This window comes from Rothia sp. HMSC062H08 (assembly GCF_001810775.1).
Classification (GTDB): domain Bacteria; phylum Actinomycetota; class Actinomycetes; order Actinomycetales; family Micrococcaceae; genus Rothia.
Window position 1 is genome coordinate 234,845 of the sequence record NZ_KV802665.1, and the last position, 11,376, is coordinate 246,220.

The window sequence follows — 11,376 nt, forward strand, 5'->3', positions numbered from 1 at the left end:
ATGCCAAATAGAGGAGCGAGCAGATGATGAGCGCGCCCCATAGCAAAATCCAGAACCACCAAGACATGAGCACCATTATACAAGTTTTAGGTTAATGTTTTGGCGCCTTAGATGGGTTTTTAGGGTGTTTTTGCTTGTGGGTGAAGTTCTATTTTTCTGCGGGCACACCCCTGCGGCTGCTCGCGTTGAGGGTTTGCAACTGGTCAAGCAACGCCGCGCGCAGGTGCGCAGGACCGACCAGTTCGAGGGCACCTCGGTGCGCAATGACGGTGTCGAGAATGTTCTTATCGCCAGCACCGTGGGCGTTGTTGTAGTAGTGGATGCGCACGTACTGGGTGCGTGAAGCTTTCTTCACGTGGTGGGTGCTGCGGCGCATGTACGTTGCGGTGAGCGTATCGAGCGGCTCACCGCTGGGAATATGCTCGGTCGGGTGAATCCGCAACTCAGCGAACGGGTTGGTCTGAGTGCTGTGCTGCTGCGCGTGCCAATGCGGGACGGTGTCACCGGTGACCGGGTGGGCGCGACCCGCGCCCGCCTCGTGAATGTGATTGATGCGGGTGAGGCGGAAGTTACGCCAGAAAGTGGGGGTCTTCTCCCCTGCCTCATTGTCCGCCGCCTCGCTGTCTGCAACTTCGCTGTTCTCTGCCTCGCCGGTGGTGGGGTGAGCAAAAGCCTCGGGCACATACTCGGGCACCTCTTCACCGCGCGCGGCATAGTAGCGTTCCTCAGCGGTACGGCACCACGCATGCAGATACATGTGGTCGCGGTGCAGCACCAACGCATACGGGTCCACCAGGCGGTCCGCGGCACGCTCACCGTAACCAATGGTCACGGCGTTGCCGCTGCTCAGGGCGGCAGTCGCCTCCTGCAGTAGGGGCTCCTCCGGGGCGAAGCACAGATGCTGCGTATAGATAGGCGCGTTCGGGTACGCGGCGGCGAGCGCCGCACGGATACTGCCCAGGCGCGCATCCGCCGGGTGCAGAATATCTGCGGCAGAGAGGGTGAAGACGAGAATGGCGAGCTCAGTGTCAGTAAGGCGCGCGTAGTTCAGCAGCGTGTTCGGGGTGGCGCCGCCAAAGTCCGGCAGCAGGTTAATGTAGGTGGGCTTGAGGGCGTCCGGGTCCTTGGGATCAGACTCGAAGGGTACGGTGTCTACCTGCGCGAAAATCTCGGCAATGGTTTTGCCGAGGGCACGGTTCTTCTCGGTGTCCACGCTGTAGAGGGCGTTGAGCTGGTTCAACGGCATGGGCGCCTCATCGTGGGCGCTCGCCCAGCGGTCGGCACGGTGCAGACCCAGGAGCAGGTCCACAAGGTCGTCGAGGGAGTTGTTACGGTTGCGCTGGTTGATATCCGCCCAGGTGCCGGGGTCTTCAACTGCGCCACTGTGCAGGTCGGTGAGGGTGCGCAACAGCTGCTGCTGGGCGGCGTAGCTGTCACGCTGGCGGGTAGAGGCAGCCTCCGATTCCTCGGGCGGCTCGATCACGCAGCTGTAGCTGGTCGCCGCCACAGCGCTATCAATCGTGCCGTACGAGGGCACGGTGAAGGGCTCCGACAACGTCGAATCGGCGTTGACCTCGGCAACAATCAGGCTCTCTTCGTAGCCCTTAATGTCTTCAAGCCAGTTCTTGGCGTTAAACGTCGCGTTGATGGGGGTCGAATCGATACGTGAGAGCATCGTGAGCTTCTGAATACGGCTGGCACGGAACGTGTACTCCTTACGCTCCGAGCTCTCAGTGTAGTAGCCGACAAAATACCAGGTGCCGTAACGGTACCCAATACCGGCAACACTGACCTTCTCCTGCGTGCGGGTCGCACCGGCAGCCGTCTGATAGGTGAACGTGACCGTCTTACGCTCCGCATAGGCAGTGAACAGCTCATTCAGGTGCGGGTTATCGCTAAAGTAAATGCGCTGAAGGGGCTCGCGGTAGGTGTACAGGTTCTTCGCGCGCTGACGCTTGCCGGTCTTCGGCTCCAGGATCTTCGCGGCGGCGAGCGCCTCATCGGTGAGGTTCTCGCTGGTCAGCGCAATCTTACGCAGAATGCGGTAGGCATCATCCTGCAGTTCGGTGCCTTCCCAGCCGCGCAGGATGGTGTTGATGAGGCGGAACTCCTCGGCGGTGGGGTTCCAGGCGGGCAGCTTAGCGGCGTTGCTGGTCTCAAGGCGGTAGCGCTCACCCAGGTCCGTGGTCACGTGGGTGATGCGCGCGCCGGCATCACGCAGGGTCTGCTTGGCTCGTTCAAAGGCGCGTTCCTGGGACTCGCTGAGGGAGCCGTTAGCGCGCGTGCTAATACCGAGCAGGGTCAGTAGCTCGTTGCGGCTGATGCCCTGGGTTCGGGTGGCGGCATCGGGTGCCTCGGCGGCGGTGGAGAGGCGGTGAAGAGTCATGTAAAGCTGGGCTGCGGTGGACATGATTCCATCATACCGTGTGTGTTCCGCGGCACTTACTTGCGTGTGGGGTGGCTGCGAGAAGAATGCGCGGGTATAAAATTTCGCGGACGCGCCGATAGCCCAGTACAAAAAAGCCCAGTACAAAAACTTGATACACAAAAGCCCGGCGCCCCTCCCACAATCGGGAGAAAGCACCGGGCTGCGCGTCTCTGCGCGTCTTACGTGAGAAGCGCGAAAAACGCGAGAACCTTGCTAATCCTTAGCGGACGTCCAGCAGGTCCACCACGAAAATCAGGGACTCGCCGGGCTTAATGACCGAACCAGCGCCGCGGTCACCGTACGCCATGTCGGCGGGAATCTCCAGGCGACGACGGCCGCCGACCTTCATGCCGAGCAGACCCTCATCCCAACCGCGGATAACCTGGCCAACGCCCACCTGGAACGGCAGCGGCTCGCCACGGTTCCAGGACGCGTCAAACTCTTCACCGGTGGAGAATGCCACACCAACGTAGTGGGTGAGCACGCGGGAGCCGGGAACAACCTCAGCGCCTGCACCCTCGATCAGGTCGGTGATGACCAGCTCGGTGGGGGCGTCGCCCTCGGGGAAATCGATTTCGGGCTTTTCGCGGTCGAGGTTACGCTGACCGAAAGACATGGGTGTCTCCTTTGATTGGTTCGAAATGAATCGAAATAGTGGGTGCGCTCGCCGCCCATACAGGATAAGCGGCGAGCGCTGTATAAAACACTATATAAAAATGTGGTTGCCGGGCTACTGTGCGGTAGCCGAAGCGGTAGCCGCCGGGGTCGCAGTCGCAGAAGCCTCAGCGGTTGCCGAAGCGGACGCCTCCGCAGCAGCTGCGCTAGAAGCCGCCTGAGCACGCTGCAGGGTCTGCGGGTTCTCCTCCGCGCCCAGAATATCAACAACGAACACCAGAGTGCCCGAAGGCTTGGAACCGCCGGTGTCGTTACCGTACGCCAAATCCGCCGGGATGACTAGCTCAACGCGGGAGCCGACCTTCTTGCCCTTCAGACCCTGAGTCCAGCCCTTGATAACGCCCTGCAGGGAGAGGCCCATCGGGGTGGAAGCGTCATAGTTGCCGTCGAAGACCTTACCGTCGGAGTACTGCACGCCAATGTAACGCACGTACACGGTATCGGTTTCCTTGACCTCGGCGCCCTCGCCCTCAATGAGGTTCTTCGAGACGAGCTCAGTGTATTCCTGCTTGGTGTCGGGCAGCTTAATATCAGCCTTGCCGGTGGACTCATCCAGAGTGAAGGACGGCAGCGACGGGTCAGCCTCAACAGCCTTACCGGTTGCGTACTTGGGCAGCTTCGTCTTCACGGTGTACACCTCAACGTTAGTTGCGGCACCGGGCGAAGCGGTCGTAGTGGTCACGCCCGCAGTGCTGCGCTGCTGCAGAACGTTGGTGGTGTACGAGAAAGAACCGCCAACCTTAATCTTCTTCAGGGTTTCGTACACCTGCGGTGCAGCCTGCTTCAGCTGATCGTTAATCGGCAGCAGAATCGGCTCGCTGGAGTAAGTGGAACCGTTAAGCTTGCCGTCGGTGCCGTTGAACACGGCAGCCTCAACGAGCACGTAGTCACCATCATTGATGGAGTCGCCGTTGCCTTCCTCAATCACGTACGCGGAGGGGCTAGAAGCGGCGAAGGGAGTCGCGAAGGACGCCTCAGGCTCAGCGGTCGCGTTCTTCAGGGTGTACTGCACCTTAGACAGGTCGCCGCTGGACTGCGCGCCACATGCAGACAGTGCGAGCGCAAGAGCTGCCGCGCTGGCACCGAAAATAGCGAGCTTAGAGCGTTTGGTCATAGTGTTATCCTCTGGGTTTTCTGTGAGAGTGGGGCGTGTGAGTGCCCGTGTGTCACAGAACAGTTTACAGGTATAGGTTTAGCTGTTTTATGCTACGGTACGTAGCTGTGTTCAGGCTGTGTCGCGGCGCGGGGTGAGCTGGGGTTTTAGCAGGGCGGCGGGAATGCCGCCTCCTGATGCTGACGCGCCTTAGACGCCAACAGGCTCAGCACCTCCTCCAGCTCCTCGCTACCGGTAGCAAACGGGTCCTTACACACCAGCGTGTGCTGCGGGTAGGCGTTGAGCTTCAAATGCACCCAATCCACGGTGAACTGCTCCCCCGCCGCAACCGCCGCATTAATGAAACGCGAACGCTGCAGAGCGCGAGTGTTCGGCGGCTGAGTCTTCGCCGCCTTCGCAGCCCCCTCAGGCAGGATGCGCTTGACCGCACCGCGACGAACCAGCGCATGGAAAACACTACGCTCCGGGTCGATGTCGTGGTACGCCAAATCCAGCTGACGGATGCGGGCGCTCGCATAATCGGCAGGCTGACCAGCCGCGCGGGCGCGGGCAATATACGCATCCAGAAGCTTCTTCTTAATCGCCCAGTCAATCTCAGTATCGATGCTGCTGTAGTCGCCGGACTCGATAGCGTCCAGGGTGCGCTGCCACAGGTCCAGGGCGTATTCCACATGATGGTGGTGCGCGCCGTACTGCTGCACGTACTGGCGTGCCGCATCTAGGTAGTGACGCTGAACGCTCAACGCCGTGTAGTGCTTACCGTCCGTGGTTTCGAAGGTCGCGGTGCCGGTCAGGTCGTGGCTGATAGCGCGCAGAGCCGCCGGAACAGACACAATATCCAGGCTTGTCACCGGGAAGCGGTCCTCCAGCATGCGCAGCACCAGGTCAGTGCTGGCAATCTTCAGCAGGGTCGTCGGCTCCGCCATATTCGAGTCGCCATTAATGACGTGCATGCGGCGGAACTTCGACGCGTCCGCATGCGGCTCATCGCGGGTGTTAATGAGCGGGCGAGCGCGCGAGGTTGAGGTGGATGCCGCCTCCCAAATATGGTCGGCACGCTGCGAGAACGAATACGAAGGCACACCCGTGCAGGACGCCGGGTCGGTCGAACCGGGCACCGGGCCACCCTTCGGGTGGGTCTTACCGGCACCAACCAGAATCTGGCGGGTCACCAGGAACGGCACGAGCTGCTTAATCAGGTCGTTGAACTGCAATTTGCGGCTGATCAGGTAGTTCTCGTGGCTGCCGTAGGAGTTGCCCGCCGAATCCACGTTGTTCTTGAACAGGTACAGTTCACCGTCGAGGGGGCGGCCCTCCGCGCCTGCGAGCAGGCGCTTGCGGGCGGTACGCGCCAGATCAGCGAAAAGCAGCTCACCGGCGCGTTCCTGCGCGAGTAGTTCGTCAATGTTGCCGCATTCGGCGGAGGCGTACTCGGGGTGCGAACCCACGTCAAGGTAGAGCCTACCGCCGTTGGGCAGGAAGACGTTCGTTGAACGCCACTGATCCAGGACGGGCTTGAAAAGGGTGGCGGCGGACTCTTCGATGCTCAGCCGACCGAGCCCGTGCGGGACGTAGCTGAGCCCGAATTCGCTTTCAATGCCGAAAATACGGTGTTCCATGATGCTGACCCGGCGCGCAGGTGCGCCGGTTACTCGCCGCCCTTCTGGACGAAGCCGGTGACGAAGTCTTCAGCGTTCTCAGCGAGCAGGCCGTCAATTTCGTCGAGCAGGTCGTCGACCTCGCTCACGTCAGAGACAACGTGGGAGGCGGCGAGGGTCAGTTCCTGCTCCTGCTCGGCTGCGGTGGTTTCGGTCTGCTGTGCGCTGATGCGTTCGCGGCTCATGGTTCTCTCCTCAAGGGGTTTTCGGTTGTGGACAAATAAGTTTTTAGTGGGGTCGGGTGCGGGGTGTAAGGGTTTTGGTACCCGGATTCTCCTGCACCCTAACTGTGGGTTATGTGGTTTTTACTCTTCCGAATGGGGGTATTCACCCCGGGGAAGAATATGAGTTTATGTGGGTTTAGGGGTGGTGAGGTGCCACTAGCGCAGGCGGTTCAGCAGCTCATCCGAATGGTTCACCTCATCCAGCAGCGGCTCCACCTGGGCGGCACCGTACCGGGTCGGCTCCATCATCGTAAAACGAGTCAGATCCTTCGAATACCTGCCACGGCAGGACACCGTATCCCAGTTAATACCCAGAATCTCCTCCGGCCAACGCGCCATCAACGTGCCACGCAAAAACGCGCGCGTCTCACGCGGCGGCTCGGTCGTCGCACGCTCAATCTGCTCCGCAGAGAACAGCGTGCGCATGCGGCCACGCGACACCAGACGGTGATACAGGCTCTTCGACGGGTCAATATCAGCGTACTGCAAATCCAACGCCTTCAACTTCGGATTCGCATAATCTACGCCCTGAGCGACATAACCGCGCACCAGCGCATACTTCGCCACCCAGTCCAGACGATCCGCCAGCGAGAGCGGGTTGGTTTCCAGGGCGTCCAGAACCTCACCCCACAGATCAAGAATCTGCGCGGTCGCAGCATCCACACCCGCCGGGTTCGACTCCTCGTGCGCACGGGAGGCCTCATAGTAGGCGCGCTGAATCTGCAGGGCACTCGCCGAACCACTCGTGGACACCGGGTTCGGCAGGGTCGCCGAAGACGGCGCCAACGGCAACTGAACTGACAGCGACAAATCGTGGCTGACCGCGTGCATCGCCGCCACCGGATCAGACAGGCGCACACCCGGCAGCACGGGGTGCTGCTCGCTATGCGACTCAATCAGGTTCATCACCAGCGCCGCCGTACCAAACTTCAACAGGTTCGAATAGTGCGACATGTTCGCATCCGCCGGAATCACGTGCAGGCGGCGGTACTTCGACTCATCCGCATGCGGCTCATCGCGCGTATTCACAATCGGGCGGCGAATCGTGGTCTCCAAACCAATCGTGCGCTCAAAGAAATCAGCGCGCGAACTAATCTGAAAACCCGGAACCTCACCGTGCGTACCAATACCCACACGGCCCGCACCCGTAAAAATAGCGCGGGTCGCAAAGAACGGCAGGAGCGCATCCGCAACCTGCTCAAACGGAACATCACGGCTAATCAGGTAGTTTTCGTGGGCGCCGTACGACTGGCCCTTCGAATCGGTGTTGTTCTTGTACAGCTTCACCTGCGGCAAATCCTGCGCGTGGTTGCCCAACTCCACTAGCGACTCGTACGCCAGCGCGTCACCGGCAGCGTCATAGAGCACCGCGTCGGCGGGGGTCAGAACCTCCGGCGAGGAATACTCCGGATGCGCGTGATCCACATACAGGCGCGCACCGTTGGGCAGGATCGCGTTCATCGTCACGCGGTCCCAATCCAGACGCTCCGGGAAGCCGCCGCGGCCGTGCACGCCGGCGAGCGCATCCAGGGCGCTGCGCGGCTCGGCGGGTTCGCCCGGTGCCTGCACGCCCGCCTCGCGCATAATCTCCAGGGCGATGTCCTGGCTGGTCAGCTCGGTGCGGGTGTGGGTCATCTGGCTTGAGTGCGCGGTGGAGGCGTCCTGCACCCGGCCGAAGGCGTCGCGCAGGGGCGACTCGGACTCCCCCAGCCACTGGCCCTCGGGGGTTGCGGTCGAGTAGTTCTCTGCCTGGCGTGCCTGCTCGGCGGTCAGCTCATCAGCCAGGGCGCGGCGCTGCAGCTGCTCGCGGAAGGCGGCGCCGCGGCGGAAGGCGAGCTTGGCGTAGGTGTTGACCACCAGTGCGGACAGCACGGTCGGGTTGGTGCCCGGCGCGGAGGGCGCGATGACGCCGTACTCGGTTTCGGCACCCATAATGCGGTGCACGCCGTAGCTGGGGGTGGAGTTCATGGGGTTCTCCTGAAAAAATCTATACCATCTAAAGGCTTTGGACCTGCGGTAATGCTGAGTTTATGCGGGATAAGCGCGGGGTGTGGGCTGAGCGCACAGCTTAGTGAGTGTGCGCCGTCCGACTCATGGCGCGGGCGCGGGGTTTAGCGCGGCGGCTCCACCGACACCAGGCGGCCACGCACACCGGCAACGGTGAGCGCATCCTCAATATCGGGCAGCGGCGGCAAGTCCACCTGATCCTCAAACTCGGCGCGTACCGCCTCCAGCAGGTGGCGGGTACCAATACCCACACTCGAAGCGTCCGCACCGGCGGTCAGCGCCTGCAGCTGCTCCTTAATCGCGGCCTTCTTCGCGCGGTCCACAATATTGCGAATCACCGCACCCGAAGCGAAATCGCCGCGGTACAGCGTGTGCGTGGACAGGTTCGCGCTCGCACCAGAACCAACGACCATGGAAGAATCCACGGTCGCCACAGCGTACGCCGTGGAGGGGGTGCGTGCGTACAGCTGACCTGCCGCCGCCGCAATCATCGCGGTCAGGGCGGCGCGGGTCGAACCGGCGGTTGCCACCTCCGCAGCGTCCAGGGGCAGGTCCTCGGTCAGGTACAGGCCGAAAATCTCTGCCGCACCGGCAGCGTCCGGGCGGTTAATGCGGATTTTCAGGTCGAGTCGGCCCGGGCGCATCACGGCGGCATCAATCAGGTCTTCACGGTTGGTCGCGCCAATAACGATGACGTTCTGCAGCGACTCCACACCGTCAATTTCAGCAAGCAGCTGCGGCACGATGGTCGTCTCAATATCGGAGGAACGACCCGAACCGCGCATACGGAACAGCGACTCCATCTCGTCGAAGAACACGACGACCGGGTGGCCCGCCTCCGCCTTCTCACGGGCGGCAACAAAAATATCGCGAATCTGACGTTCGGTCTCACCAACGAACTTATCCAGCAGCTCGGGGCCCTTAATGTTCAAGAAGTAGCCGCGAGTAGCCGAACCCGGGTTCAGCGCAGCCGCACGAGCCGCCAGGGAGTTCGCCACAGCCTTAGCAATCATGGTCTTACCGTTACCGGGAGGACCGTACAGCAGAATGCCCTTGGGCGGCGCCAGGTGGTAGCGCTCAAAAATCTCGGGGTGCAGGTACGGCAGCTCCACCGCGTCGCGAATCTGCTCGATCTGCGCGCCCAGGCCACCAATCTGCTCGTAGGTGACGTCCGGGATCTCTTCCAGAACCAGCTCCTGCGAACGGGAGGCGGGAACCTGCGAGGTCAGCATGCGGGTGCGGGTGTCGAGCGTGACCGCGTCACCGGTGCGTAGCTGCTCAATGTCGAGGGAACCAGCCACGCGCGCCACCTGCTGAGCACCCGAGGACGTATCAACCAGCACGCGCTGCTCATCCAGCACCTCGCGCACGGTCACCACGTCACCGAAGGGTTCGGTGTCTAGGGCAACGACCGCCTCGGTCTTATCGTTGAGCAGCACGGTCATGCCGGGGGTCAGCGTGGACAGGTCAATGAGCGGGGACACGGGAATACGCATCATGCGCCCGCTCACCTGAACATCCAGGTAGGTGTCAATCTCGGCGGGAGTCTTATCGTCGGCAACCTGCTCGTAGGTCATGGTCTGGCCCTCATGCACCGCCAGCACAATCGCCGAATTCAGCGGCGGCATAACATTCTGCGACAGGGACGCGCGCAGACGCTCCACCTGGTAGCGCATGCTGGTGATTGCTTCAACGAGCTTGCGGTTCTTCTCCCCCGCACCACGAATCTGTCGGCTCATATTGTCGCGAGTTGCCTCCGCCGCGGAGAGTCGACGCAGCACGGCGTCATACTCCTGCGCGCTGACGGGCTGACTGCCGGGCAGGGAGGTCGACCCGAAAGCAGCCGAGTAGTGCGGTGCCGCGCTGGCTGCACTGTGGGCGGTGCCGTACTGGGGGGTTCCTACCTGATCTGCAGATTCGTGGGTGGACACGGTAGCTCCTTTAGCTGTTCGTCCTTGTCGGCGGCTACTCGATGCGGGTGGTCGGGTAAGGCGAGTAGCCTGGTGGGTGCACTGCGGGGGCTCCAGGCAACGCCCGTGCCCCCGCAGGTCAGTGGTTCAAATTATTCGGCGGACTCAGTCGCCGCAGAGTCAGTTTCAGCAGCTGCGTCGTTTTGCGCGGTACCGTTCTGTTCCAGCGCAATCTCGTTCGCGCGTGCGGCGTGAGCGGCGAGGTTCTTCGCATCGCGGGCTGCGCGGCGGATCTTCTTATCGGTCACCTCACGCTCGCCCACATTCATGGGAATCCACGCGTTCATATCTTCTTCAGAGAAGTCAGTCTTGGACGCGCGACGCTTCGGTGCCAGGCGCACCGCACCGTCAGCCAGGCGACGGGCAACCACCAGGAACGCGGTGTGCGCAACCATGCGGTGGTCGGGGCGGACCGCCAGACCCTCCACGTGCCAGCCGCGAACAATGGTCTCGTCACATTCGGGTTCGGTGAAGCGGCCGTCCAGGCGCATGCCCTCAACCAGGCGGGACATCTGGGTCACGGTCGCAACGTAGCAGATGAGCACGCCGCCGGGTGCGAGCGCCTCCGCCACAGCGTCCAGGCACTCCCAGGGTGCGAGCATGTCGAGGACGACGCGGTCGACGCTGCCGGGCTCTTCAACCTGCGGCAGGGTGTCCTGCAGGTCGCCGATGCTCAGCTTCCACGCCGGGTGCGGGCCACCGAACATAGTCTCAATGTTGCCGCGGGCGACGTCTGCGAACTCTTCGCGACGTTCGAAGGAGTGCACGCAACCGTAGTCGCCGACCGCACGTAGCAGGGCGATGGACAGCGCACCGGAACCGACGCCTGCCTCGACGACGCGCGCGCCGGGGAAGATGTCAGCCTTGACGATAATCTGGGCGGCGTCCTTGGGGTAGACGACGGCTGCGCCGCGCGGCATGGAGAGCACGAAGTCCTTGTAGAGGGGGCGCAGCGCCTGGTAGAGGATGCCGTGAGTGTTGGGGATGACGGTGCCTTCGGGTGCGCCGATGAGGTCGTCGTGCTTGAGGAAGCCCTTGTGGGAGTGGTATTCGCCGCCTTCGGCGAGGGTGATGGTGGTGATGCGGCCGCGTTCGTCAGTGATTTGGACGCGCTCGCCGGGGCGGAAGGGGCCGCGGCGGTTGATTGCGCCGGTGGGGGTGTGGGTGCCGCTGCTCACGGGGTGGTTCTCCTCGGGTTTGGGTCAGTCTGTGCTGTTCGCGCTTTGCGGCGAACTGCGGACGGAAAAAGTCCTTTTCTATTTTAGCGGAGTCTGCAAATCGGCTGTGGCGCATTACCCCG

At 62.3% G+C, this 11,376-nt stretch carries 8 protein-coding genes; all 8 read right to left on the bottom strand.

The features are described 5' to 3' along the window. Positions 1 to 148: 148 nt before the first annotated feature. Positions 149 to 2,410: a WYL domain-containing transcriptional regulator gene (locus tag HMPREF2765_RS03650; protein WP_070604290.1), complete on the bottom strand. Its 2,262-nt coding sequence runs from the start codon at positions 2,408 to 2,410 to the stop codon at positions 149 to 151. 238 nt (positions 2,411 to 2,648) lie between these two features. Then, complete coding sequence (locus tag HMPREF2765_RS03655; protein WP_005508667.1) at positions 2,649 to 3,044, bottom strand: FKBP-type peptidyl-prolyl cis-trans isomerase; 396 nt, start codon at positions 3,042 to 3,044, stop codon at positions 2,649 to 2,651. 114 nt (positions 3,045 to 3,158) lie between these two features. Beyond that, the gene (locus HMPREF2765_RS03660; protein ID WP_070604291.1) at positions 3,159 to 4,217 is read right to left on the bottom strand and encodes an FKBP-type peptidyl-prolyl cis-trans isomerase; all 1,059 of its coding nucleotides are present in this window, start codon (positions 4,215 to 4,217) and stop codon (positions 3,159 to 3,161) included. 146 nt (positions 4,218 to 4,363) lie between these two features. Continuing rightward, positions 4,364 to 5,836: a Pup--protein ligase gene (gene pafA, locus HMPREF2765_RS03665; protein WP_070604292.1), complete on the bottom strand. Its 1,473-nt coding sequence runs from the start codon at positions 5,834 to 5,836 to the stop codon at positions 4,364 to 4,366. 29 nt (positions 5,837 to 5,865) lie between these two features. Continuing rightward, the gene (locus HMPREF2765_RS03670; protein WP_005506016.1) at positions 5,866 to 6,060 is read right to left on the bottom strand and encodes a ubiquitin-like protein Pup; all 195 of its coding nucleotides are present in this window, start codon (positions 6,058 to 6,060) and stop codon (positions 5,866 to 5,868) included. 195 nt (positions 6,061 to 6,255) lie between these two features. After that, positions 6,256 to 8,067 carry a depupylase/deamidase Dop gene (gene dop, locus HMPREF2765_RS03675; RefSeq protein ID WP_070604293.1) on the bottom strand — a complete coding sequence of 604 codons (1,812 nt, stop codon included), beginning with the start codon at positions 8,065 to 8,067 and terminating at the stop codon, positions 6,256 to 6,258. A 143-nt stretch (positions 8,068 to 8,210) separates the two neighbouring features. Further along, on the bottom strand, positions 8,211 to 10,037 hold the full coding sequence (gene arc / locus HMPREF2765_RS03680) for a proteasome ATPase (RefSeq protein ID WP_070604294.1): 1,827 nt from the start codon (positions 10,035 to 10,037) through the stop codon (positions 8,211 to 8,213). 131 nt (positions 10,038 to 10,168) lie between these two features. Further along, positions 10,169 to 11,254: a tRNA (adenine-N1)-methyltransferase gene (locus HMPREF2765_RS03685; RefSeq protein ID WP_049354654.1), complete on the bottom strand. Its 1,086-nt coding sequence runs from the start codon at positions 11,252 to 11,254 to the stop codon at positions 10,169 to 10,171. Positions 11,255 to 11,376 lie beyond the last annotated feature (122 nt).

Bases quoted from the DNA above. Each gene is read 5' to 3' on its own strand.
- HMPREF2765_RS03650 (WP_070604290.1), bottom strand. From the start codon at position 2,410: ATGTCCACCGCAGCCCAGCTTTACATGACTCTTCACCGCCTCTCCACC.
- HMPREF2765_RS03655 (WP_005508667.1), bottom strand. From the start codon at position 3,044: ATGTCTTTCGGTCAGCGTAACCTCGACCGCGAAAAGCCCGAAATCGAT.
- HMPREF2765_RS03660 (WP_070604291.1), bottom strand. From the start codon at position 4,217: ATGACCAAACGCTCTAAGCTCGCTATTTTCGGTGCCAGCGCGGCAGCT.
- pafA (WP_070604292.1), bottom strand. From the start codon at position 5,836: ATGGAACACCGTATTTTCGGCATTGAAAGCGAATTCGGGCTCAGCTAC.
- HMPREF2765_RS03670 (WP_005506016.1), bottom strand. From the start codon at position 6,060: ATGAGCCGCGAACGCATCAGCGCACAGCAGACCGAAACCACCGCAGCC.
- dop (WP_070604293.1), bottom strand. From the start codon at position 8,067: ATGAACTCCACCCCCAGCTACGGCGTGCACCGCATTATGGGTGCCGAA.